Annotated in this window: 24 protein-coding genes; 15 read left to right on the top strand and 9 right to left on the bottom strand. The window is 68.5% G+C overall.

The window, feature by feature from the left end; genetic code table 11:
• The first annotated feature begins 30 nt into the window (after window positions 1–30).
• From ACQPYM_RS17655 to ACQPYM_RS17670, 4 genes are all read left to right on the top strand, one after another.
• Window positions 31–1,914 (top strand): DUF3352 domain-containing protein, encoded by a 1,884-nt coding sequence (locus tag ACQPYM_RS17655; protein ID WP_433021944.1) that lies wholly within the window; start codon window positions 31–33, stop codon window positions 1,912–1,914.
• A gap of 101 nt (window positions 1,915–2,015) precedes the next feature.
• Window positions 2,016–2,522 (top strand): hypothetical protein, encoded by a 507-nt coding sequence (locus tag ACQPYM_RS17660; protein ID WP_433021946.1) that lies wholly within the window; start codon window positions 2,016–2,018, stop codon window positions 2,520–2,522.
• 65 nt (window positions 2,523–2,587) lie between these two features.
• Complete coding sequence (locus ACQPYM_RS17665; RefSeq protein ID WP_433021948.1) at window positions 2,588–2,959, top strand: VOC family protein; 372 nt, start codon at window positions 2,588–2,590, stop codon at window positions 2,957–2,959.
• Between the two features lie 26 nt (window positions 2,960–2,985).
• Window positions 2,986–4,149, top strand: coding sequence for a serine hydrolase domain-containing protein (locus ACQPYM_RS17670; RefSeq protein WP_433021950.1), 1,164 nt, complete (start codon window positions 2,986–2,988; stop codon window positions 4,147–4,149).
• Here the strand turns inward: ACQPYM_RS17670 and ACQPYM_RS17675 are convergent.
• From ACQPYM_RS17675 to ACQPYM_RS17690, 4 genes are read right to left on the bottom strand one after another with little or no spacing between them, the layout of a single operon-like run.
• Window positions 4,135–4,845 carry a class I SAM-dependent methyltransferase gene (locus ACQPYM_RS17675; RefSeq protein ID WP_433021952.1) on the bottom strand — a complete coding sequence of 237 codons (711 nt, stop codon included), beginning with the start codon at window positions 4,843–4,845 and terminating at the stop codon, window positions 4,135–4,137. The genes ACQPYM_RS17670 and ACQPYM_RS17675 overlap by 15 nt on opposite strands.
• Before the next feature lie 49 nt (window positions 4,846–4,894).
• Complete coding sequence (recQ, locus tag ACQPYM_RS17680) at window positions 4,895–6,787, bottom strand: DNA helicase RecQ (protein WP_433021954.1); 1,893 nt, start codon at window positions 6,785–6,787, stop codon at window positions 4,895–4,897.
• Window positions 6,788–6,813: 26 nt separating this feature from the next.
• On the bottom strand, window positions 6,814–7,260 hold the full coding sequence (locus ACQPYM_RS17685; RefSeq protein WP_433021956.1) for a VOC family protein: 447 nt from the start codon (window positions 7,258–7,260) through the stop codon (window positions 6,814–6,816).
• Complete coding sequence (locus ACQPYM_RS17690) at window positions 7,257–8,099, bottom strand: helix-turn-helix domain-containing protein (RefSeq protein ID WP_433021958.1); 843 nt, start codon at window positions 8,097–8,099, stop codon at window positions 7,257–7,259. The genes ACQPYM_RS17685 and ACQPYM_RS17690 overlap by 4 nt, the downstream gene beginning before the upstream one ends.
• Window positions 8,100–8,240: 141 nt before the next feature.
• Here ACQPYM_RS17690 and ilvD point away from each other — a divergent pair, with 141 nt between their 5' ends.
• On the top strand, window positions 8,241–10,091 hold the full coding sequence (gene ilvD, locus ACQPYM_RS17695; protein WP_433021960.1) for a dihydroxy-acid dehydratase: 1,851 nt from the start codon (window positions 8,241–8,243) through the stop codon (window positions 10,089–10,091).
• Between the two features lie 74 nt (window positions 10,092–10,165).
• Here the strand turns inward: ilvD and ACQPYM_RS17700 are convergent, their stop codons facing one another.
• The 5 genes from ACQPYM_RS17700 to ACQPYM_RS17720 all read right to left on the bottom strand — a co-directional run bounded on the left by ACQPYM_RS17700 (window position 10,166) and on the right by ACQPYM_RS17720 (window position 13,137).
• Window positions 10,166–10,468 (bottom strand): type II toxin-antitoxin system PemK/MazF family toxin, encoded by a 303-nt coding sequence (locus tag ACQPYM_RS17700; RefSeq protein WP_360271990.1) that lies wholly within the window; start codon window positions 10,466–10,468, stop codon window positions 10,166–10,168.
• Window positions 10,468–10,704: a ribbon-helix-helix domain-containing protein gene (locus ACQPYM_RS17705; protein ID WP_433021962.1), complete on the bottom strand. Its 237-nt coding sequence runs from the start codon at window positions 10,702–10,704 to the stop codon at window positions 10,468–10,470. The genes ACQPYM_RS17700 and ACQPYM_RS17705 overlap by 1 nt, the downstream gene beginning before the upstream one ends.
• A gap of 43 nt (window positions 10,705–10,747) precedes the next feature.
• Window positions 10,748–11,338 (bottom strand): dihydrofolate reductase family protein, encoded by a 591-nt coding sequence (locus ACQPYM_RS17710; protein WP_433021964.1) that lies wholly within the window; start codon window positions 11,336–11,338, stop codon window positions 10,748–10,750.
• On the bottom strand, window positions 11,335–12,180 hold the full coding sequence (locus ACQPYM_RS17715; RefSeq protein WP_433021966.1) for a metalloregulator ArsR/SmtB family transcription factor: 846 nt from the start codon (window positions 12,178–12,180) through the stop codon (window positions 11,335–11,337). Before ACQPYM_RS17715 ends, ACQPYM_RS17710 begins: the two co-directional genes overlap by 4 nt.
• A gap of 288 nt (window positions 12,181–12,468) precedes the next feature.
• On the bottom strand, window positions 12,469–13,137 hold the full coding sequence (locus ACQPYM_RS17720) for an LON peptidase substrate-binding domain-containing protein (RefSeq protein ID WP_433021968.1): 669 nt from the start codon (window positions 13,135–13,137) through the stop codon (window positions 12,469–12,471).
• 227 nt (window positions 13,138–13,364) lie between these two features.
• Here ACQPYM_RS17720 and hisD point away from each other — a divergent pair, with 227 nt between their 5' ends.
• The 10 genes from hisD to ACQPYM_RS17770 all read left to right on the top strand — a co-directional run bounded on the left by hisD (window position 13,365) and on the right by ACQPYM_RS17770 (window position 23,151).
• Window positions 13,365–14,693, top strand: a complete 1,329-nt coding sequence (gene hisD, locus ACQPYM_RS17725; protein WP_433021970.1) for a histidinol dehydrogenase — start codon at window positions 13,365–13,367, stop codon at window positions 14,691–14,693.
• Window positions 14,693–15,811, top strand: coding sequence for a histidinol-phosphate transaminase (locus ACQPYM_RS17730; protein ID WP_433021972.1), 1,119 nt, complete (start codon window positions 14,693–14,695; stop codon window positions 15,809–15,811). Before hisD ends, ACQPYM_RS17730 begins: the two co-directional genes overlap by 1 nt.
• Entirely contained in the window at window positions 15,808–16,407 is a 600-nt protein-coding gene (hisB, locus tag ACQPYM_RS17735; RefSeq protein ID WP_433021974.1) for an imidazoleglycerol-phosphate dehydratase HisB, read from the top strand. The genes ACQPYM_RS17730 and hisB overlap by 4 nt, the downstream gene beginning before the upstream one ends.
• A gap of 10 nt (window positions 16,408–16,417) precedes the next feature.
• Entirely contained in the window at window positions 16,418–17,059 is a 642-nt protein-coding gene (gene hisH / locus ACQPYM_RS17740) for an imidazole glycerol phosphate synthase subunit HisH (protein WP_433021975.1), read from the top strand.
• The gene (locus ACQPYM_RS17745) at window positions 17,059–17,598 is read left to right on the top strand and encodes a YciI family protein (protein ID WP_433021977.1); all 540 of its coding nucleotides are present in this window, start codon (window positions 17,059–17,061) and stop codon (window positions 17,596–17,598) included. The genes hisH and ACQPYM_RS17745 overlap by 1 nt, the downstream gene beginning before the upstream one ends.
• A 166-nt stretch (window positions 17,599–17,764) precedes the next feature.
• Window positions 17,765–18,550, top strand: a complete 786-nt coding sequence (locus ACQPYM_RS17750; RefSeq protein ID WP_433021979.1) for an ABC transporter ATP-binding protein — start codon at window positions 17,765–17,767, stop codon at window positions 18,548–18,550.
• Window positions 18,547–19,329, top strand: a complete 783-nt coding sequence (locus tag ACQPYM_RS17755) for an ABC transporter ATP-binding protein (protein WP_433021981.1) — start codon at window positions 18,547–18,549, stop codon at window positions 19,327–19,329. Before ACQPYM_RS17750 ends, ACQPYM_RS17755 begins: the two co-directional genes overlap by 4 nt.
• Window positions 19,326–21,164 carry an AMP-dependent synthetase/ligase gene (locus ACQPYM_RS17760; protein ID WP_433021983.1) on the top strand — a complete coding sequence of 613 codons (1,839 nt, stop codon included), beginning with the start codon at window positions 19,326–19,328 and terminating at the stop codon, window positions 21,162–21,164. Before ACQPYM_RS17755 ends, ACQPYM_RS17760 begins: the two co-directional genes overlap by 4 nt.
• On the top strand, window positions 21,161–22,048 hold the full coding sequence (locus ACQPYM_RS17765) for a branched-chain amino acid ABC transporter permease (RefSeq protein ID WP_433021985.1): 888 nt from the start codon (window positions 21,161–21,163) through the stop codon (window positions 22,046–22,048). Before ACQPYM_RS17760 ends, ACQPYM_RS17765 begins: the two co-directional genes overlap by 4 nt.
• A complete protein-coding gene (locus ACQPYM_RS17770; protein ID WP_433021986.1) occupies window positions 22,045–23,151 on the top strand; it encodes a branched-chain amino acid ABC transporter permease in 1,107 nt (368 codons plus the stop codon). Before ACQPYM_RS17765 ends, ACQPYM_RS17770 begins: the two co-directional genes overlap by 4 nt.
• The last annotated feature ends 28 nt before the right edge of the window (window positions 23,152–23,179 follow it).

Consider the following 23,179-nt stretch of genomic DNA (forward strand, 5'->3'; position numbering starts at 1 on the left):
GGTGACGCCGCCGGAGACGTGAGGGGTCATATGTCCGACTACACCAATCCGCCGGCCGGTGGGCACCACCCGGGTGCCGCAGGCGGACCGCAGGGCGGCCAGCCGCCACACAACCCGTACTCCGCTCCGCAGGGGCAGCAACCCGGCTACGCCGGTGGGCAGCCGCAGGGGCAACAGCCTGGCTACGCAGGCGGTGGGCAGCCGCCGCACGGCCAGCCGCAATACCAGCCGGGTCAGCCGCAGTACCAGCCGGGTCAGCCGCAGCAGGGGCAGCCGCCGTACCAGGCGGGGCAGCCTGGGCAGCCGCAGGCGCCGCAGTACGGAGCTGGGCAACCCCAGGCCCCGCAGTTTGGGCAGGGGCAGCCGCAGTACCAGCAGGGTGGCCAGTCGTGGCAGCAGCCCGACTACCCCCAGCAGATGCACGGTGGCGGGGGACAGCCGCCGTACGGCTCCCCGGAGACCATGCAGTGGCAGCCGGAGCCGAAGAAGCGCGGCAAGCTCGTCCCGCTGATCGCGGTGCTTGCTGTCCTGGCCGTGGTGACGGGCGGTGGCATCTTCGCCTACGCACGGCTCGCCGGTGGCGACCAGCCGGCCGCGGTCCTGCCGGGCAACTCGATGGCCTACGCGCGGATCGACCTGAACCCGTCGGCCGGCCAGAAGGTCGCCGCTGTCCGGTTCATGCTGAAGTTCCCGTCGGCCAAGGAGAAGATGGGGCTGACCAGCGACCAGGACGACCTGCGCCAGAAGCTGTTCGACCTGATCAAGAAGGACGCCGGCGACGACCTGGCCGACGTCGACTTCGAGAAGGACATCAAGCCGTGGCTGGGTGACCGGGCCGGTGTCGCCGCGATCCCGGGCCAGGACGGCAAGGATCCGGACGCGCTGGTCGCGATCGAGGTCAAGGACCAGGACAAGGCCAACGCGGGCCTGGACAAGCTGTTCTCGAAGGAGGAGAAGAAGCCCGGCCGGGCCTTCAGCAACGGCTACGTGCTGATCTCCGAGGAGCAGTCGATCGTCGACGCGGCCGTTGCCAACAGCAAGGAAACCCCGCTGTCGGAGAACGCCACCTTCAAGGCCGACATGGACTCGCTCGGCGAGCAGGGCTTCGCGTCCTTCTGGGCCGACATGAAGGGGGTCGCCGCCGCGGCCGGTGAGCGGCTTCCCGAGGCACAGCGCAACGCGCTGCCCAGTGGCAGCATGGCCGCCGCGCTGCGGTTCGACTCGCAGTACGTCGAGCTGAAGGGCATCGCCCACGGCGACAAGTCGGTCAAGGTCAACGCGAGCGGCGCCGGCGATCACATCGCCAAGCTGCCGGACACCACCGCCGGGGCGATCGCGCTGTCCGACGGTGCGAACCTGGTCGACACGATGTGGACGCAGCTGCAGAAGTCCGCCGGCGGCGCGAACCTGCCCGAGATGGCCAAGAAGTTCGGCTCGCAGTACGGGCTGACGCTGCCGGACGACCTGAAGCCGCTGCTCGGCAAGAACGTGGCGATCGCGATCGACAAGGGCAGCAGTGACAGCCCGAAGATCGCGGCCCGGATGGAGACCGACCCGGCGCAGGCCGAGCAGGTGGTGGACAAGGTGACCAACCTGATCCGCTCCCGGACCTCGGCGAACATCCCGATCCGGAAGGCGAAGGACGACAAGACCTTCGTCATCGCGACGGACCAGGACTACGCCGACCTGGTGCTCAAGGGTGGCAACCTCGGTGGGACCGAGGCCTTCAAGCAGGCGGTCCCGGACACCTCCGGCGCGGTGATGGTCGGCTACGTGGACTTCGAGGCGATCTCCTCGCTGTCCAAGCGGACCAGCTCCAACCCGGACTACGCCGCCCTCCGTTCAGCCGGCATCAGCAGCCGGGTGACGGACGACGGCGAAGGCGAGTTCACCGTGCGAGTGGTCGCGAAGTAGCCCTACCGCGAAGAAGACCCGGACGGCCGAGACATAGCCGTCCGGGTCTTCGCGTTCCACCCAGTGCCCAGCCCTGGAGACCCCAACCCCAGAGGAACCTTGTGAACGGCTACAGCCCGCGGACGGTGACGCAGTACGGCGTGGAGACGATCAACGGATGGCCGACCAAGCTCTACGGGCTTGCCGTCGAGGGTGAGCCCGGGCAGGAGCTGGTCGCCGCCGCCCGATCCGCCGCGGGAGCCAGCCTGCCCACGACGACCGGCGGCACCACCGGCGACAGGGCCGGGCTCGACCCCGGCGACAGGGGCGGGCTCGACCCCGGCGACGAAGGCGAGCGGGCCGCCGCCTTCGTGATTGCGCACCAGGCCCGCCCGGCTTGTTTCGTCCTGGTCTATTGGTGGGCCAGCTCCGTGGATCTCTGCTTGGCCTATTTCCGCTCGCCGTTGGAGAGGCCTGCTGAGCTCAGCCCGATGCCGGAGCATTCCACCGGCTGCGTCTGGGAACTGGCCCTCACCAACCACGAGCGCACGGCCTGGGTCGAGCACGTCCTCAACGGCGACCCTTCCCTCGACGCCTACCTCGCGGCTGGAGCACCCGCCGAAATCTAGCCGGACCTGATGTCGAAATCTGGGAGCTGGGTTCTACCTAGGGGTAAACGCACCTAGGAGGAGTCATGGGCTACATCACTGCTGTCCGGATCGTTGCGATCCAGGTGAGCGACCAGGATCGGGCGTTGGACTTCTACCAGCAGAAGCTGGGGTTCGAGAAGTTGATGGACGCTCCGCTGCCGGAGATGGGTGGGCGGTGGCTGGTCGTGGGACTGCCGGGTGGGGGTGCCTCGATCGCCCTGCTGGCCGCCTCGGAGGACACGGCGGTCGGCGTCGACACGGGGATCAGGCTGGCGACCGGCGACGCGGTCGAGGCTCACGAAGCGCTCACCGGCCAGGGAGTGGAGACCAGTGAGTTGATCTCCTGGCCCGGAGTGCCGCCGATGTTCACCCTGCAGGATCAGGATGGCAACCGGCTCTATCTGGTGCAGGAATGACCCTCGGGTAGCGGGACCATCGGGAGATGGTCAGATCAGGGGTGGTGCTGGCGGTCGCGGTCGTGGTGCTGGCGGGTGGTTGCTCGTCGGCGGACAGAGCCGCGCCGCCACCCACCGTCTCGACGTCCACCAACCAGAGGCTGCCTGATCCGGCGACGGCTGTGCTGGATCCGGGTAAGGCGGCAGCTCTGCAGGCGGTGTTGGCAAAGGTGGTCGCTTCGCCGACGACGGAGGCCGGAGCGCGTGGGGTGACCGCGGCCGTGGTGACCGACCAATGGAGTTGGTCGGGAGCGGCCGGCGCGGATGCGGCCGGTGCCAAGCTGACCCCGCAGACGAGCATGGGCGTTGCGAGTATCACCAAGACGTTTGTCGCGGCCGAGGTCCTGTTGCTCGCGCAGGCCAAGAAGATCGACCTCGACGCGCCGCTGTCGCAGTACGTGAAGCACAAGCTGACCGCCAACAACGCGACCGTGCGGCAGCACCTCGCGATGCGGGCCGGAGTACCGAACTACCTGCCGGCCGACTACGACGCGATGAACGGGGTGATCAAGGCCGCGCCCGGCAAGCACCGGACGGCCGTCGAGGCGTTGTCCTACGACACCGCCGAGCCGACCCAGGCGAACAGTCCCTACAACTACAGCAATCCCAGCTACCTCCTGCTCGGCCTGCTGATCGAGAAGCTGACCGGTGAACCGCTCGCGACCGTACTGCGCCGCGACCTCGCGACGCCGGCCGGCCTGGACCGCGCGGCCTTCCAGGATGGCGAGAAGCCGAAGCCGCCGATCGCGGAGGACGCCAACCCGATCTGCGGGAAGGCGATCGACGGGTTCATCCCGTGCCGGGCGATGGCGAGCCTCTCGGCTGCCAGCGCAGGGCTCGCCGCCGACGCGCCGACTGTCGCACGGTGGGGATATCAGTTGTACGGCGGACGCGTAGTACCGGCTGAGTTGGTCAAGCAGTTGACGGATGGTGAGGGCGAGTACGGGCTCGGCACGATGCTGTTCTCGCAGACCTTCGGACTCGGTACGGCGTACGGGCATCGCGGCAGCCTGCCCGACTACAGCAGCCTGCTGGTGACCATCCCCGAGCACAAGGTGTCCGTCACCGTGATCCTTGCTGACGGCAACAAACGGACCGAGACCGTGGTCACCGAGCTGGTCGCCGCCCTGCAGCCTCTACTCGGCAAGTAGGCAACGGAAGTAGAGCACTCCCGCTGCTTCCTTCCAGCCCGGCTTGTCGCCGATGGGCTCGGCCAGCCGCACGACCTGCAGGCCCGCGGCGACGAGAGTGTTGACGTACGTCGACAGCGTCCGGTGGTACGACACCCGTGGCAGGATCTCCCACCGCGTGACGGTGTGGTGAGGGCCTTCCTCGAAGTACCGGCCGGAGATGCGCCGGTAGGTGCCCTCGACGTGGTCGATCAGCTCGCCGTGGGCGGGCGATTTGTAGCAGGGATGCGTGATCACGGCCACGAACCAGCCGCCCGGCTTGAGAATGCGCGCGACCGACCGGATCGTCGGTTCCAGCTCAGGAATGTCCATCAGCGCCATGTAGCAGACCACCCCGTCGAAGTCCCCGTCGGCGAGCGGCCGCAGATCGTGAGCATCGCCATGGAGGTAGTCGATCCCGCGCGGTACCTGCCGCTCCAGCTCTCGAGCGTGCGCCAACAACGACTCCGACGCATCGATCCCGACCACCCGCGCCCCGAGATCAGCCAGCCGCCGCGCATCGCGCCCTTGCCCACAAGCCACCGCGGCAACCCGCTGCCCGGCGACGTCGCCAACCAGTTCGTCGAACACCGGATCACTCAGCCCGGCACCATCCGGGTCAACAGTCGCGTGGTAGATATCCGCCAGCTCTTCGTAAGCGCTCGTAAGGTTGCCCATGTCCCTCCAACGGCGGCGGTGTCCGCAGAGTTTCGGCTTCTGCCGTTGGCTAATCCGCGGCCAGCGCCTCCAGCACGCCTTCGCCGTACTTCGCGAGCTTGTTCTCGCCGACGCCGCTGACCTTGCCGAGCTCGGCCAGGCTGCTCGGCAGGTCGGTCGCGATCTGCCGCAGTGTCGCGTCGTGGAAGATCACGTACGCCGGTACGCCGCTCTCCTTCGCGACGGCGGCCCGCCAGGCGCGCAACCGCTCGAACACCGGGGCAGCCTCGGGGGAGAGGTCGACCACAGCCTTCTTCTTGCCGCCACCACCACCGCCACTGGACCGCGACGAGCGCGCGGCCCGCTCCGGCTCGCGGCGCATCATCACGTCGCGCCGGCGGCCGAGCACCTCGGCGCTGTCCTCGGTGAGCAGCAGCGTGCCGTAGTCGCCTTCCACCGTGAGCAACCGCTGGGCGAGCAGTTGGCGGATCACGCCGCGCCACTCGGTGTCCTTGAGTTCGGTGCCGATGCCGAACACGGTCAGGTCGTCGTGCCGGAACTGCTTCACCTTCTCGGTCGTCTTGCCGAGCAGGATGTCGATCACCTGACCGGCGCCGAACTTCTGGTTGCGCTCGTGCTGCAGCCGGTAGACCGTCGAGAGCAGCTTCTGCGCCGGGATCGTGCCGTCCCATGACTCCGGCGGCGTCAGGCAGGTGTCGCAGTTGCCACAGGGCTCACCGGTCTGTGTTGCATTCGATCCCCGCCCCACCGCCCCGGTCTGGCCGAAGTACGCGAGCAGTTGTTGCCGGCGGCACTGCACGGTCTCGCAGAGCGCGAGCATCGCGTCCAGGTGCGTGCCGAGACGACGGCGGTGGGCGGCGTCGCCTTCGGAGGTGTCGATCATCTTGCGCTGCTGGACGACATCCTGGAGCCCGTACGCCAGCCAGGCGGTGGAGGGCAGGCCGTCACGCCCGGCGCGACCGGTCTCCTGGTAGTAGCCCTCGACCGATTTCGGCAGGTCCAGATGCGCGACGAACCGGACGTCGGGTTTGTCGATGCCCATCCCGAAGGCGATCGTCGCGACCACCACCAGACCGTCCTCGCGGAGGAAGCGCGACTGGTTCTTCGCACGGACCCGGCTGTCCAGACCGGCGTGGTACGGGACTGCCTCGATCCCGTTCTGGGTAAGGAAGGTCGCGGTCTTCTCGACGCTGTTGCGGGACAGGCAGTAGACGATGCCGGCGTCGCCCGCGTGCTCGGTGCGCAGCAGGTCGAGCAACTGTCGCTGCGGGTTGTCCTTCGGAACGATCCGGTACTGGATGTTCGGCCGGTCGAAGCTCGCGACGAAGTGCCGGGCGGCCTTCAGATTCAGCCGGGTGGCGATCTCGGCGTGGGTCGCCTCGGTCGCGGTGGCCGTCAAGGCGATCCGCGGTACGTCGGGCCAGCGCTCGTGCAGCTCGGACAGCATCAGGTAGTCGGGCCGGAAGTCGTGGCCCCACTGGGAAACACAGTGCGCCTCGTCGATCGCGAACAGCGCGATCTTGCCCTGGTCCAGCAGCCGTGTGGTCGCCTCCACCCGGAGCCGCTCGGGCGCCAGGTAGAGCAGGTCGAGCTCACCGGTCAGGAAGGCCTGCTCGACCTCACGGCGCTGCTCGTAGTCCTGGGTCGAGTTGAGGAACCCGGCCCGGACCCCGAGCGCCGTGAGCGCATCGACCTGGTCCTGCATCAACGCGATCAAGGGCGAGATGACCACCCCGACACCGGCCCGGACCAGGGCAGGGATCTGGTAGCACAGTGACTTCCCGCCGCCGGTCGGCATCAGCACCAGGGCGTCACCGCCACCGACCACGGTCTCGATGATGTCCTGCTGCTCACCCCGGAACGAGTCGTACCCGAACACCCGGTGCAAGACCTGCAAGGCCTCGCTCGAGGTGTCGTCCAGCGGCTGGGTCGTCTCTGTCACCCGGCGATTCTACGGAGATCCGGCCGTCACTGTTGGCCGCCTGTGGACAACGCGCCGATCTCGCCGCGATACGTGCCGATACTCCACACGTTGCCCTCCGGATCGGCCACGCTGAACCCCCGCGACCCGTAGTCCTCCTCGCGCATCTCGCGGACGACGGTCGCGCCCGCCGCCATCACGCGCGGCCACAGCGCGTCCGGATCGTCGCAGACCAGGTAGACCGACGCGATCTGGTCCGCCAGCTTGTCGAACTCGTTCGGCTCCTTGTTCCGGTCGAGCGAACTGACCATCACGCCACCACCGGCCGGCCAGGCCAGCTCGGAATGGGCGATCGAGCCTTCGGCCTCCCCGGGGTACGAGGCGACCAGGGTGAACCCCAGCCCTTCGGTGAGGAACTTGAGTGCGGCCTGGCCGTCGCGGTAGACCAGTGTCGGCCAGACCCCGATCACGGTTTCCTTCGTTGTCGTGTTCATACCCCCGACTGTGCCGCCACCGGATGGGCGCCGTCTTGAACATATGGGAGTTCCTCGGTCATCCACTGCCGAGGAGAGCATCCGGCCAGGGCATGCCACTCACGGGTGAGATGCGCCTGATCGGCGTACCCGAGATCGGCCGCGAGGTCGGCCAGCCTGGTGTGCGGTTTCTGTTTGAGCCGGCGGACCGCCTGCTCGAACCGCAGCACCCGCGCCGCGACCTTCGGCGTCAATCCGTACTCCGCCCGGAACCGCTCGGTCAGATGCCGCCGGCTCCACCCGACCTCCTGAGCCAGCTCCTGTACGCCGACGCCGCCCGCCGTCGCGCACAACCGTTTCCAGGCCCAGCCGAGCTCGGCGCGTGGCTCGCCGGACAGCTCGTCCCGCCAGGCCTCGAGCAACAACCGCTCCACGATCTCGAGCCGTTCATGCCAGTGCGGTGTGGCCCGGAGCCGCTCGACGACCTCCTGAGCCGGAACGCCGAGCAGCGTGTCGACATCCAGCATTGTCGCCGCGAGCTCTCCGGACGGCTGCCCGAGCAGCGCTCTCGACCCGGCCGGCGTGAGCGCGAGCTGGATCCCCGACAAGTTGGGGGAGTCGCCGATCCGCACCGCGGTCGAATGCAGGCCGCTGACCACGGTCTGGAACTTCTCCACCGGTTGGCCCGGCCAGGCGATGCCCAACGGCTCGTCAAGACTGATCACGACCGTCAGGTACTGCGTCGGCAGCCCGCGATGCAGCTCAGCCGGCGGGCCGCAGTACGCGTAGCCGATCAGGTCGCCGAGGTACGGGCGCAGGGCGGGATGGACCCGGCGCGCGTGCAGCTCGAAGGCCGTCATGCTCCCCAGGCTAGATCCGGGCTCCGACAAAAGCCTCCCGTGGCGACCCGACACTCCGTCATCTGGGACCGGCGTTTCGGTATCTGGACGAGAAGTGGCACCATGCAGGGAGTCGAAGCTTGCGAATCTGGAGAGATCGTCGTGCCTGAACTGAGGTCCCGTACCGTCACCCACGGCCGCAACATGGCGGGCGCCCGCGCCCTCATGATGGCCTCCGGCGTCGCCCGAGCGGATTTCGGCAAGCCGATCGTCGCGGTGGCGAACAGCTTCACCGAGTTCGTCCCCGGCCACACCCACCTGCAGCCGGTCGGCCGGATCGTGTCCGAGGCGATCCACGCGGCCGGCGGGATCGCGCGCGAGTTCAACACCATCGCCGTCGACGACGGCATCGCGATGGGCCACGGCGGCATGCTCTACAGCCTGCCGTCCCGCGACCTGATCGCCGACTCGGTCGAGTACATGGTCGAGGCGCACTGCGCCGACGCGCTGATCTGCATCTCCAACTGCGACAAGATCACCCCGGGCATGCTGATGGCCGCGCTGCGGCTGAACATCCCGACCGTGTTCGTCTCCGGCGGGCCGATGGAGGCCGGCCGGGCCACCCTGGTCGACGGCACCGTGCGCAAGCTCGACCTGATCGACGCGATGTCCGAGGCTGTCAACGAGAACGTCTCCGACGCCGACATCCAGCGGATCGAGGAGAACGCCTGCCCGACCTGCGGTTCGTGCTCGGGCATGTTCACCGCGAACTCGATGAACTGCCTGGCCGAGGCGATCGGCCTGGCCCTGCCCGGCAACGGCTCGGTCCTCGCCACCCACACCGCCCGCAAGGCGCTGTACGAGAACGCCGGCCGCACGGTGGTCGAGATCGCCAAGCGGTACTACGAATCCGACGACCAGACCGTGCTGCCCCGGACCGTCGCCTCGCGGGCGGCGTTCGAGAACGCGATGGCGCTCGACATCGCGATGGGCGGCTCGACGAACACGATCCTGCACCTGCTCGCCGCGGCCCAGGAGGCCGAGGTCGACTTCGACCTGGACGACATCAACGCCGTCTCGCGCCGCGTGCCGTGCCTGGCCAAGGTCGCGCCGAACGTGGCTCCGGGCGGCACCTACTACATGGAAGACGTGCACCGCGCCGGTGGCATCCCGGCGATCCTGGGGGAGTTGTACCGGGGCGGGCTGCTGAACGAGGACATCCACACCGTGCACAGCGCCTCGATCGACGACTGGCTGAAGAACTGGGACGTGCGCGGCGGCTCGCCGTCGGCCGAGGCCGTCGAGTTGTGGCACGCGGCGCCCGGCTGCAAGCGGTCGGCCACGGCGTTCTCGCAGTCCGAGCGCTGGGACACCCTGGACACCGACGCGGCCGGCGGCTGCATCCGCGACGTCGAGCACGCGTACTCCGCGGACGGCGGCCTCGCCGTCCTGAAGGGCAACCTGGCCGTCGACGGCTGTGTGGTGAAGACGGCCGGCGTCGACGAGTCGATCTGGACCTTCGAGGGCCCGGCCGTCGTGTGTGAGTCGCAGGAAGAGGCGGTGGAGAAGATCCTCGCCAAGGCCGTCCAGCCCGGCGACGTGGTGGTCATCCGCTACGAAGGACCCAAGGGCGGTCCTGGAATGCAGGAGATGCTCTACCCGACGTCGTTCCTCAAGGGCCGCGGGCTGGGCAAGGTCTGCGCGCTGGTCACCGACGGCCGCTTCTCCGGCGGTACTTCGGGTCTGTCCATCGGCCACGCTTCACCGGAGGCGGCATCGGGCGGCACCATCGCCCTCGTCGAGGACGGCGACCGGATCCGCATCGACATCCCCAACCGCTCGATCGAGCTGCTCGTCTCGGACGACGTACTGGACGCACGGCGTGAGGCGCTCGGTGGGGTCTATGCCCCGAAGGCGCGCGACCGCAAGGTGTCCGCCGCGCTCCGCGCGTACGCCGCGATGGCGACCAGCGCCGACAAGGGCGCAGTACGGGATGTCACCAAGCTGGCCTAGCTCAACTTTGTGCACGAGCTGAGCGAATCAGCCCAGCTGTCGCACTCAGACGGTGCACAAGGTGCGGCTCGGATCTAAGGCTCGAGGTCGAAGGCGAGGGTGATGGCTTCGGCCAACGCTGCTTCCTGGTCGGGGAGCAGGTAGCCGATCAGGCGGCCGAGCTGGAGTTTCGGGATGGTCTGGATGTTGTCGCAGCTGATCGCGCTGGGATGATCCAGGCCGTTCTGGGCGCCGACCAGGACCTCGGTCGACAAGCCGCGGATGGTGCTGGTGATCGGTGCGACGGTGACGTTGGTCAGCCGGGGACGGATCAGTTCGCGGGTCAGCACGACGACCGGGCGCGGCTTGTCCAGCCGCGCGATGTGCAGCGGTCGCATCAGTCGAGGTCGGCCAGCACAGTCCCGCCGGCGGCGACCGCCAGCCCGTCGAGGTCGTCATAGTCGCCGTGGGCCGCCAGGATGGCGGCGTCTCGCTCGGCCAGCTCACGCCGCCGCTCGCGCTCCATCGCGCGCGCGACCACAGAGGCCCGGCTGGCCGCCTTGTTGTCGTCGACCAGCCGGTCCATGAACTCCACGAGTTCGTCCGGCAACCGCACGGTGATCTGCTTGCTCATACCAAGAGCATACCAGGGTCATACCGGATTGGGATTCAGTCTGTCAGCGGACCCGGTCGTAGACCATGGCCAGCTCGCCGAGCTTGCCGGTCTCCTGGTGGGTGACCGTCCAGCGCGTCGCGGGCAGCCCGTCCTCGAACAGTCGCTGGCCACCGCCGGCGATCTGCGGGGCGATCATCAGGTAGAACCGGTCGAGCAGGTCGGCCGCGAGCAGCGGCTTGATGATGCTCGCACTGCTGTTGACCAGGATCTCGCCGCCCTCGGTCTGCTTCAGCTCGGTGATGACGTCCGCGACGGGAGCGTTCACGATCCGCGTGCGGTCCCACGGTGACTCGGTCAGCGTGGTCGAGAAGACCACCTTCTCGGTGTCGCGCAGCCACTGCGCGTAGCCGCGGTCCCGTGGATCGGCCTTCTCGTCGTCGGCGACCGACGGCCAGTAGCCGAGGAAGCCTTCGGCGTTCAGCCGGCCGAGGACGGCGGTCGTCGCGTTCTCGTGCAGGCGGTCCATGTGGTCGCGGGCGACCTCCGTCACGGCGTACGGGATGATCGCGCTCAGGTCGCCGGGTCCGCCCGGGCCGTTGTAGCGGCCGTCGAGGGACAGGTTCAGGTTCGCGGTCACCAGGCGGTCGGTCATTTCGTGCTCCTTGGGGTGTCTGTGGCGGTGCTCGCGGCGACGGTCGCGGCGAGCTGGTCGAGGCTCTGGCCGAAGCCGAGCTCGATTCCTGCGATGAAGTCGGCGGACTCGACCGTGCTGCCGGTGATCCGGAAGTCGACGTCGAGCTCCGTGCCCGTCTCGCTCGGCCGGAGCGCGAGGTCGACGTGGGCGGTGAAGGCGTGGCTTCCGTCGGGAAGCAGCGGGGAGTTGCGGTAGGCGAGGTGCTCACCGGGGCGTACCGCGGTGACGACTCCTTCGGCGCGCCCGGCGATCTGGTCGGAGCCATCGAGGTCCTCGACATCGCGGTACTCGAGGAACAACCGGCCGCCCGGTCGTGCCTCGAAGACGAGCTCTGAGATGCGGAGGTCGTCGGGTGTCCACCAGTGTTCGAGCAGGGCCGGCTCGGTCAGATGGCGCCAGACCAGGTCGGGGCTCCCGGCAATCGACCGCTGGAACTTGAACGATCGGGCGTCGGCCCAGCCGGGTTCGTCCGCGGCCAGTCGCTCGGCCGCAAGGCTGAGTCCGTGCCGCCCGAAGGCCTCGTACGCCCCACCGGCCTGGTCGACCGTGTCGGCGAGCCGGTTGAGTTCGGTGGCGAGCTCTCGCAGCGGATCGGCCCGCAGTGCGTAGACCCGTCGTTGACCGGTCCGCTCCGAGGTGACGACGCCGGCCCGCTCGAGCGTCTGCAGGTGCTTGGTCGTCTGCGGCTGCCGGGCATCCGCGAGCTGAGCCAGAACCCCGACCGAGCGGGGTCGCTCAGCCAGCAACCCCACCAGCCGCCACCGAGCCGGATCCGCCAGAGCGATCAGAAGTGCGTCCATGACCCAAACTATTCACCAAGGAGAATATTCGTGTCAAGGAATAACTCGGATCAAGTCTCGGACCGACCAGGGTCTGGGCTCAGTACGGGTTGACCTCGGAGACGAGGGACCAGGCGAGCAGGCGCCAGGGGGTGTCGTGGGATCGGGGGATCGGTTCCCAGTCGGCGGCGGTTTCGAGGAGTGTGTGCGGACGACGGGGGAGAGGTCGGCGGCGAGGGCCTTCGCACAGGCGGTGCTGACCACCGTGATGATCTCGCCCACGTCGGACTCCGGGGCTCCTTGGTCAGGTCAGTTGGGGGACATGTCCGACCAGGCCAGGTCGGCGGCCGGGAGGGAGGGGAGGGCGCTGATGGCGGAGAGCTCGCTGTCCAGCAGCCCGACGAGATGGGCCAAGCGGGTGGTGGTGTCGACGGCTTCGAGGAGCTTCTGCCGGTCGGGCGTGACCAGGGTCATCGCGGCCGAGATCAGGTACGACAGGGTGCTGGGATCGTCGGGGAGTGAGCCGATCCGCAGGCCGGGCTGCGAGATCTCGGTGACCGCCGCGGCGTACCGGCGGAAGCGCTGGACCGCCACGGTCGCAGTACCGAGGGGATCGTCGCCCGGCTCTTCGGTCAGCCACTCGACGTCGGCGATCAGGTAATCGCCGCCACTGTCGAGTTCGGCGACCTTGAAGCGGCGGTTGCCGGTCAGCGTGATCTCGACCGGGCCGTCGTCGTCGGCATCCAGCGAGATCTCGGAGATGGTCGCCGCGCAGCCGGTTCCGTACAGCGAGCGGAAGACCCGGTCGCCGAGCTCGTAGCCGTCCCGGACGGCGACCGCGCCGCAGACCATTTCGCCACCGTTCTCGACCAGGTCGCGGATCACCGACCGGCCTTGCACATCGGTGACGGGGATCGGGAGCACCAGCCCGGGGAAGATCACTGTCTCGACAGTGAGTAACGGCAGGCGGGAGTCCATACCGTCGAGCCTAGGCCATTGAGCCCGGACCGCCCCCACTCACAAACCCGCTCTCCGCGGCGCGAGGTGCATCCGCTCATGCCTGGCCGGCACCGGCCCGCCCAGGTTGGTGAGTGGGGGCGGTCCGGGGCCTCCGGCAACGGCGGGTGCGGAGCGCCGGGCGGGCCGGTTTCCTCCAGGCGGACAGCGGGCGAGTGAGGCAGTGGCGGCCCCGTAGACTGAGCGGCATGATTCGCCGCGTCGACCTGCGGGGCCGAGTGGCAGCCGGAGAGGTCCTCGACCTCCAAGCCCTGGTCCCCCGAGCCGTGTTCGACGTCGAGGCCGCCCTCGACGTCGTCCGACCGATCTGCCTGGACGTCCGTCATCGCGGCCTCGAGGCGATCAGGGAGTACGGCGAGAAGTTCGACCATGTCAGCGTGGCGGACCCGCGGGTCCCCGCCGAGGCGCTCAAGACGGCGCTCGAAGAGCTCGACCCCGAGGTGCGCAGCGCGCTGGAGGAGTCGATCCGCCGGGTGCGCGCTGTCAGCGAGGACGAGCGCGGTGCCGATGTCGAGTCGCAGCCCGCGCCGGGTGGCCGGGTGACCCAGCGGCTGGTGCCGGTGCAGCGGGTCGGGCTCTACGTCCCGGGCGGCCGTGCGCCGCTCGCGTCCAGCGTGGTGATGAACGTCGTACCGGCGCAGGTTGCCGGGGTCACGTCGTTGGCGTTGGCATCACCGCCGCAGAAGGACTTTGGTGGCCTTCCTCACCCGACCATTCTCGCGGTGTGCGCGATGCTGGGGATCGACGAGGTCTACGCGATCGGTGGCGCGCAGGCGATCGCCGGCTTCGCCTACGGGTTCGAGGGGTGCCGCAAGGTCAACCTCATCACGGGTCCGGGCAACATCTACGTGGTCGCGGCCAAGCGGTTCGTGCAGAGCGAGGTCGGGATCGACTCCGAGGCGGGTCCGACCGAGATCGCAGTACTGGCTGACGATTCGGCCGACGCCGCTCACGTCGCGGCTGACCTGATCAGCCAGGCCGAGCACGACCCGATGGCCGCGAGCATCCTCGTCACGCCGAGCGAGACGCTGGCCGCCGCGGTTGAGGCTGAGCTGGCGATCCAGGTTCCGCAGACCAGGCACTCGGAGCGGGTGGCCGAGGCGCTCGGCGGGCAGCAGTCGGCCGTCGTACTGGTCGATGATCTGGAGCAGGGGACGGCGGTCGTGGACGCGTACGCGGCCGAGCACCTGGAGATCCAGACGGTCGACGCGGAGGAGCGGTCCCAGCTGATCAGCAACGCCGGTGCGATCTTCGTCGGCGGCTGGTCGCCGGTGTCGCTGGGCGACTACTGCGCGGGGTCGAACCACGTGCTGCCGACCGCCGGTTGCGCGTGTCACTCGTCCGGGTTGTCGGTGCGCAGCTTCCTGAAGGCGATGCACGTTGTGAACTACTCCCGCGAGGCCTTGCAAGAGGTCGCCGGGCACGTGGTCGCGCTCGCGAACGCCGAGGACCTGCCGGCCCACGGTGCGGCCGTGTCAGTGCGCTTCAAGAATGCGCCTAGCAAGGATGGGACCTGATGGGCCGCTTCGACGGGCTGCCGATCCGCGACGAGCTGAAGAGCTTCGAGCCGTACGGCGCACCGCAACTGGACGTCCCCGTCCTGCTCAACGTCAACGAGAACCCGTACCCGCCGAGCGAGGCGACTGTCGCGGACATCACCGCGTCGGTGGCCGAGGCGGCCCGCGGGCTGAACCGCTACCCCGACCGCGAGTTCCTTGCCCTGCGCGCCGACTTCGCGGCGTACCTGGGGCGCGAGTCGGGTGCTCGGCTCACGGCCGAGGAGGTGTGGGTGGCCAACGGCTCCAACGAGGTCATGCTGCACCTGCTGCAGGCCTTCGGAGGACCAGGCCGTACTGCGTTGTCGTTCGCGCCGACGTACTCGATGTACCCGGAGTACGCCCGCGACACGAACACCAACTGGGTGACCGGCCGGCGATCCGAGGACTTCACCCTCGACCAGAGCAAGGCGCTGGCGGCGATCTCGCGTCACCGCCCGTCCGTCGTCCTGCTTGCCTCACCCAACAACCCGACCGGTACTGCGTTGCCGATCCAGCTGGTCGAGGCGGTCGCCGCCCGGACAGCCGCGATCGGGGCGGTCCTGGTGGTTGACGAGGCGTACGCGGAGTTCCGGCGTACCGGGACGCCGAGTGCTGTCACGTTGTTGCCGTCGTACCCCAATCTGGCGGTGGCCAGGACGACCTCGAAGGCGTTCGCGCTGGCCGGTGCGCGGGTCGGTTACCTTGCCGCGAGCAAGCAACTGGTCGATGCCCTGCGCATCGTTCGGCTGCCGTACCACTTGTCGGCCGTGACCCAAGCGGTCGCCCGGGCGGCGCTGCGGCACTCCGACGAGTTGCTCGGCCGCGTGGAGCAGTTGCGGATCGAGCGGGACGAGACCGTCGACTGGCTGCGCACACAGGGTTTGCGCGCGGTCGACTCGGATGCGAACTTCGTACTCTTCGGCACCTTCGCCGACCGGCACGCGGTCTGGCAGTCGCTGCTGGACGACGGCGTGCTGATCCGGGAGACCGGACCCAACGGGTGGTTGCGGGTATCGATCGGCACCGGCGCCGAGATGGCCGCGTTCCGCGCCTCGATGGAGAAGGTGCTCAAGACTGATCTAGGAAGGTCATCATGACGAGAACGGCCCGGGTCGACCGGGAGACCAGTGAGTCCAAGGTGCTCGTCGAGCTCGATCTCGACGGCACCGGGCGCGCCGACATCTCCACCGGGGTGGGCTTCTACGACCACATGCTCAACGCGCTGGCCAAGCACGCGCTGCTCGACCTGCACGTGAACACGGTCGGCGACCTCGAGATCGATGCGCACCACACCGTCGAGGACACCGCGATCGGCCTCGGCCAGGCGTTGAAGGAAGCGCTCGGCGACAAGCGCGGGATCAGGCGCTTCGGCGACGCGACCGTCCCCCTGGACGAGGCGCTGGTGCACTGCACGGTCGACCTGTCCGGCCGGCCGTACTGCGTCCACACAGGCGAGCCCGACGGTCAGGTGTACGCGATCATCGGTGGCGACTACGCCGGTTCGCTGACCCAGCACGTGTTCGAGACGCTCGCCTTCAACGCCGCGATCTGCATCCACATCCGGGTGCTGTCCGGCCGCGATCCGCACCACATCGTCGAGGCGCAGTTCAAGGCGTTCGCCCGGGCGCTGCGCGATGCCGCCGAGCTGGATCCACGGCAGCCTGGCATCCCTTCCACCAAGGGCGCCCTGTGAGGTGGGCGCTGTGAGCAAGAAGGTCGTGCTGCTCGACTACGGCTCGGGCAACATCCGCTCCGGTGAACGCGCGCTGGAGCGGGTCGGCGCCGACGTCACCGTCACGGCCGACTTCGACGAGGCGCTGAACGCCGACGGGCTGCTCGTCCCCGGCGTCGGCGCCTTCGAAGCCTGTATGACGGGTCTGCGCGGCGTGCGCGGCGACGTACTGGTCGATCGCCGGCTGGCCGCCGGGCGGCCGGTGCTCGGGATCTGCGTCGGCATGCAGATTTTGTTTGCCATAGGCATCGAGCACGGCGTCGAGACCGAGGGCTGCGAGCAATGGCCGGGCGTGGTCGAGCGGCTGCGGCCGACCGGTGACGAGCCGGTCCCGCACATGGGCTGGAACACCGTTGAGGTCGACGGCAAGACCAAGCTGTTCGACGGGATCGAGAAGGAGCGCTTCTACTTCGTGCACTCCTACGGCGTCCGCGAGTGGCAGTTGACCGGCACCCGCGAGTCGGTGACGCCGACGGTCACCTGGACGGAGTACGGCGGAGACCGGTTCGTCGCCGCGGTCGAGAACGGGCCGCTGACCGCGACCCAGTTCCACCCGGAGAAGTCCGGTGACGCCGGTGCCGAACTGCTCGCCAACTGGATCGGATCCCTCTGATGCCGTACTACGTTCACGGCGAGGACAAGCCGGACGTCCTCGCCGGACTGATCGAGAACGCCGAGAAGCACTGGTCCTACATGGATCAGTACGCCGATCGGCTGATCCTGCGCGGGCCGACGCTGTCCGATGACGGCGAGGAGCACACCGGCAGCGTCCATGTCGTCGACGTGGACGATCGCGCCGCCGCGGAGCGGTTCGCCTACGAGGAGCCCTACTGGTCGGCCGGCTACTACCAGCCGCTGACGGTGGTGCGGGCCGTCGTACTGGTCGACCGGCCGGAGGACGCGCCGCGGACGCTGGTGACCGCGGAGTGGGCGCCGGTCGAGGCGGTCAGCCCGCGGTTCGCGGACAGCGAGCTGAGCTTCCTGGCGCTGCTCGTCGATGACGACGGTGCCAACTCCGTCGGACTCGTCGCGGCGCTCACCGCTCTGCCGGAGGAAGCCGCGGGCGTCGTCGCGCCGGTGGCCGACCTCTTGAGCGGCCAATCGGCGATGCTGATCACCTCCCACCGCTGGCAACGCGGCGGCCGCTCGTAGCCCGGTGGTTACTGTGAGCGATCACATCAAGGTGTAGTCATGCGGCGATCACAGTTTGGGGAGCGGCGTCCGATTTTCGGGCCGGAACTCTTCCGCAGATGACACCGGTGCTGTCACACTCACTCGCCAGGACGGTTGGAACCTTCGGGGATCCAGGAGGCCGTACGTGCTGGCAGCGACGAATCTCGAGGTCGTCTACGACGATGTGATGCTGGTACTCCGGGGCGTCAGCCTCGAGGTCCCGCAGGGGCAGATCGTTGCCCTGCTCGGGGCCAACGGGGCCGGCAAGTCGACGCTGCTGCGCGCCATCTCCGGGTTGCTCGACGTGCACGACGGCGAGGTCCGCCGCGGCACCATCACCCTGGACGGCGAGCCCATCCACGGCCTGGGCGCCAGCCGGATCGCCACGCTGGGCATCAAGCAGGTGATGGAAGGCCGGCGGATCCTGGCCGACCTGACGGTCGAGGAGAATCTGCGGGTCGGCGGGCATGTCGCGCCGCGATCGATGAAGGCGAATCTCGACCGGACGTACCAGCTCTTCCCGGTGCTGGCCGACCGGCGGCGCCGGACCGCCGGGTACCTGTCCGGTGGCGAGCAGCAGATGCTCGCGATCGGGCGGGCGCTGATGTCGGACCCGAAGTACCTGCTGATGGACGAGCCGAGTCTCGGCCTGGCGCCGATGATCGTCCAGCAGATCCGGGACGTGATCGTCGAGATCAACGCCGCCGGGACCACCGTGCTGCTGGTCGAGCAGAACGCCGCGATGGCACTGTCGATCGCCGAACACGGCTACGTGCTGGAGAACGGCGCGATGGTGATGGACAAGCCGGCCGCGCAGTTGCTCGACGACAGCGACGTCCGCGAGTTCTACCTCGGCCTCGGTGCCGAGGGCGCCTCCCGATCGTTCCGGGACGTCAAGCACTACCGCCGGCGGAAGCGGTGGCTGTCATGAGCGTGCTGACCTTTGACGACGTGCTGCTCGAGTTCTCCGGGGTGACCGCGCTGAACGGGGTCAGCTTCACCGTCGACGAGGGCGAACTGTTCGCCGTGATCGGCCCGAACGGCGCGGGCAAGACGTCCATCTTCAACGTGCTCTCGGGGGTCTACCGGCCGCAACGCGGCTCGGTGCGCTTCGGCGACCAGGAGCTGCTCGGCCTGCGTCCGCACGCGATCGCGCGGCTCGGGATCGCCCGGACCTTCCAGAACATCGAGCTGTTCTCGAACCTGACGGTGCTCGACAACCTGATGCTCGGCCGCCATCACCACCACCCGTACGGCGTACTGTCCGCGTTCGCCTGGCTGGGCAAGGCCCGGCGCAACGAGTTCGCCAACCGCCGCGCGGTCGAGGAGATCGTCGACTTCCTCGAACTCGCGCAGTGGCGGCGGATGCCGGTCGGTCTGCTCCCGTACGGCGTACAGAAGCGGGTCGAGCTCGGCCGGGCACTGGCCTCGGAGCCGAAACTGCTGCTGCTCGACGAACCGGTCGCCGGGATGAACCTGGAGGAGACCGAGGACATGGCCCGGTTCATCCTCGACATCCGCGATGAGCTGGGCCTGCCGATGGTGATGGTCGAGCACGACATGGGCCTGGTGATGGACCTGGCCGACCGGATCATGGTGATCGACTTCGGCCGCCAGATCCGGACCGGCAAGCCGCAGGACGTGGCGGCTGACCCCGACGTGGTGCGCGCCTACCTGGGCGAGGAGCACCGGATCGTGGAGCGATCATGAGCACGACCACTATCGCCACCCGCGTTCGCGACCGGGCGATTGCGACGCCGAACGTCATCGCGTTGCGGGAAAAGGACATGGGCCTGTGGCAACAGGTCAGCTGGTCGCAGTACTGGGCCACCGCCGAGCTGGTCGGTCACGCTTTGCTTGCCCTCGGCATCGAGCCGGGCGACCGGGTGGCGATCCACTCGGAGAACCGGCGGGAGTGGCTCTACACCGACGTCGGCACGGTCTCGGTACGCGCGGTGACGGTCGGTCTCTACCCGACCAACCCGGTTTCCGAGGTCGCCTACCTGCTCCGTCATTCCGGCACCCGGATCCTGATCGCGGAGGACCAGGAGCAGGTCGACAAGGCGCTCGCGGTGGCCGACGAGCTCCCCGACCTCGAGCGCATCGTCTTCGTGGAGCCCCGCGGCATCAGGCACCGGTACGACGATCCGCGGCTGCTGGCCTGGCCCGATTTCCTTGCGCTGGGCAACGAACATGGTGAGACGCATCCCCACGCGGTCCAGGAGCGGATGGCCGAAGCCGGCCCGGACGACGTGGCGATGCTGGTCTACACGTCGGGCACCACCGGTCCGCCCAAGGGCGTGATGCTGACCGTGGCCAACGTCGACTACGCGATCCGGGAGCTCGTCGAGGAGGGCGGCTTCACCTCGCCGCCGCCGTCGCCGAAGGACTGCGTGCTGTCGTACCTGCCGCTGTGCCACTTGGCTGAGCGGGTCTTCAGTTGCTGGTTCGGCGCCGGCGCCGGGGTCACCGTGCACTTCGCGGAGTCGATCGAGACCGTCACCACCAATCTGTACGAGGTGCAGCCGACGATTTTGTTCGGCGTACCGCGGATCTGGGAGAAGATCACCGCCGGCGTGCAGATCCGGGTCGGCTCGGCGACCTGGCTGAAGCGGAAGGTCGGCGGGTACTGGCTGCGCCGGGCGGACTGGATCGGCGGGGTTCTCGCCGCCAACGGGGGCAGGCACACCGCGAAGTCCCGGCTGGTCTACGCGATCGGCTACGTGCTCTGCTACCGCGCCCTGATGGACCGCACCGGCCTGCGCAAGGTCCGGTACGCCGCTTCGGGTGCCGCGCCGATCGCGCCTGAGGTACTCCGGTTCCTCATGGGCCTGGGCCTGCCCATGTACGAGGTGTACGGGATGACGGAGAACTCGGCCGTCGCCACCGCGAACCGTCCGGGGCGCGTGAAGGTCGGCACGGTCGGCGAGGCGCACCAGGGGGTCGAGCTGCGGATCGACGAGCACACCGGTGAGATCCTCACCCGGCATCCGGGCACCTTCGCGGGCTACTGGAACGACCCGGAGGCGACCGCGCGGATGATCGACGCGGACGGCTGGTTGCACACCGGTGACGTGGGGGAGTGGGTCGACGGCACCCACCTGCGGATCACCGACCGGATGAAGGACCTGATCATCACGGCCGGCGGCAAGAACATCGCGCCGTCCGAGCTGGAGAACGCGCTCAAGGCTTCGCCGTACATCAAGGAAGCGGTGGTGATCGGGGACCGGCGCAAGTACCTGGCCGCGCTGATCGGGATCGAGCCGGAGACCGTCGGCCACTGGGCCCAGCTGCGCCGGCTGCCGTACTCGACGTACCACGATCTGTCCTCGAAGCCTGAGGTGATCGAGCTGGTGCAGGGCGTTGTCGACGAGGTGAACGAGCGGTTCGCCTCGGTGGAGCAGATCAAGCGGTTCCGGATGCTGCCGAAGTTGCTCGACCACGAGGACGGCGAGCTGACCGCGACGATGAAGGTCAAGCGCAGTGCCGTCTCCGACACCTTCGCCGAGCTGGTCGAGTCGATGTACGAAGGGGGCGTGCGGTGAACGAGTTCGTCGCCACCGTGGTCCGCGGTCTGGGCAACGGCTCGATCTACGCCCTGCTCGCGCTCGGGTTCGTGATCATCTACAAGTCGATGCGGGTGATCAGCTTCGCCCAGCCGGCCTTCATGATGGCGGGCGGCGTACTGGTCAGCCACCTGGTGCTGTCGATGAACTTCTTCTTGGCCGTGCTCGTCGCGCTGCTGCTCACCGCCCTGCTCGGGGCCGGTGTGGAGCGGATCGCGCTGCGGCCGATGATCGGCAAACCGGTCTTCGTGATCGCGATCATCACCCTGGGCGTCGACATCGTGATCCGGACGGTGGTGAACTCCTTCATCGGCCTGGACATCCGCCAGATGGGCGACCCTTGGGGCCTGAAGCAACTGAATCTGCTCGGCGTGACCATCGACCAGCGGCACCTCGCGACGTTGGTGACGACGCTCGTGGTGGTCGCCGCCTTGTTCGCTTTCTACCGCTGGTCGCGGACCGGTCTGGCAATGCGCGCCGCCTCCTCGGACCAGGAGGTCGCGCTGGCCCAGGGGGTCTCGGTCGGGCGGGTCTTCTCCCTGTCGTGGGCCCTCGCGGCGATGCTGGCCGGACTCGCCGGCGTCTTCCTGTCGACCGGCATCGGGCTGGAACAGAACCTCTGGCTCACCGCTCTGAAGGCCTTGCCGGTGATCATTCTGGGCGGTCTGGACTCACTGGGCGGCGCGGTGATCGCAGGCCTGGCGATCGGCGTCGTGGAGGCGCTCGTCGGCAACTACGGCGGCGACCTCAGCCCGATCTTCGGCGGCGACTTCTTCCTGGTCGTGCCCTACCTGCTGATGCTCCTCGTCCTCCTGGTCAAACCCTACGGCCTGTTCGGAACCCGGGAGGTCGAGCGAATATGAGAGGTCGCCCGCTGCTTTACGTGTCGTACGGGCAGGACATGGCGCTGCTCAACACGCCGGCGAAACGGTGGTGGACGCTCGGGCTGGTCGTGGTCGCGGTACTGATGCCGTTCATGCTCGAGGACGATCTGCTCGTCGTCCTGGCGACCGCGTTCGTCGCGGCGATCGGCGCGATCGGGCTCAACCTCGTCACCGGGTACGCCGGTCAGGTGTCACTCGGGCATGCGTTCTTCCTCGCGATCGGGGCGTACACCGCGGCGGCCTTGTCGGGCGATCCGGACAGCACCCGGCTGATCGGCTTCGGGATCACCTCGCTGCCGATCTGGCTGCTGGCCTCGGGGCTGGTGGCCGGGCTGGCCGGGTTGATCGTGGCTCCGCTGGCGGCTCGGTTGCGAGGGCTGTACCTGGCTGTCGTGACGCTCGGCCTGGTGTTCATCGGGGAGCACTTGTTCAAGCACTGGCGGGAATTGACCGGGGGAGTGGGCGTCGGGCGGCCGGCCGCGGTACCGGAGTTGTTCGGGCTGCAGTTCGCGGTCGACGGCGCGATGTTCACCAAGGCGCAGAAGCTCTACCTGCTGATGTTCGTCCTGCTGGTGATCTTCGGTGTCCTGGCCCGGAACCTGGTCCGTTCGCGGATCGGCCGCGCGCTGGCCGCCGTCCGCGATCGCGATCTGGCCGCCGAGGTGATCGGCGTCGACGTGACCCGGTACAAGATGCTCGCCTTCGCGGTGTCGTCGTTCTACGCCGGCGTCGCGGGGGCACTGCTGTACGTGATGATCGGCTTCGTCGAGCCCGGCTCGTTCAACCTGGCGATGTCGGTGCAGTACATCGCGATGATCCTGGTCGGCGGCGTGGCCACCATCTCGGGATCGATCATGGGCGCGGTGTTCATCACGCTGCTGCCCCGGGTCACCCGCGAACTTCCGGCCGTGCTGCCGTTCATCAGCAGCAGTTCGACGGCCGGCGGCATCACGATCTTCCAGGTCGAGACGATTCTGTACGGCCTGTTGATCATCGGCTTCCTGATCTTCGAACCACGGGGGTTGTTCGGGATCTGGATCCGTATCCGCACCTACTGGAAGTCATGGCCGTTCTCGCACTGACTCACCAGTCGGTGCCGGCAGCCCGAGG

It is taken from the genome of Kribbella sp. CA-294648, assembly GCF_050943845.1.
Taxonomy (GTDB): Bacteria; Actinomycetota; Actinomycetes; order Propionibacteriales; family Kribbellaceae; genus Kribbella.